The organism is Enterococcus alishanensis, assembly GCF_019218635.1.
In the GTDB taxonomy this organism is placed as follows: Bacteria; Bacillota; Bacilli; order Lactobacillales; family Enterococcaceae; genus Enterococcus_A; species Enterococcus_A alishanensis.
In genome coordinates this window covers 1-424 of sequence record NZ_JAHUZB010000042.1, presented here as the reverse complement: position 1 = coordinate 424, position 424 = coordinate 1, and the positions used below count along the sequence as shown (strand labels likewise).

Annotated in this window: 1 protein-coding gene; it reads left to right on the top strand. The window is 35.8% G+C overall.

Annotated features, from left to right (window positions below):
• On the top strand, positions 1–424 hold a 424-nt coding region (locus KUA55_RS18195; protein WP_218327775.1), incomplete at both ends, for an InlB B-repeat-containing protein.

Genomic DNA, 424 nt, shown 5'->3' with positions numbered 1-424 from the left:
GGGAAGCAATCAATTACGAAGTTGCCTTTGATAAGAATGCATCAGATGCGATTGGTTCTATGAGTAATCAAGCTTTTGCATATGATGAACAAAAAGAATTATCTGAAAATACTTTCACACGACCTGGATATACCTTTACAGGTTGGAATACTGAGGTAAAAGGATCAGGAACAACCTATACAGATAAAGCACAAGTCAAAAACTTGTTAGCTAAAGATGGTAGTATCATCACGTTGTATGCTCAATGGTCTGGTAATAAAGAAAATAGTATTCTATTTGATTTAAATGCAGACAATGATCCTAACGCAACAACAGATCAAAAAAATATTCAGAACTTAGCAACAGGGTCAAGCTATGATCTTTCTACAGGCATCAAAGATGCCAGTCGCACAGGGTATAAATTTACAGGTTGGTATACAGAAGC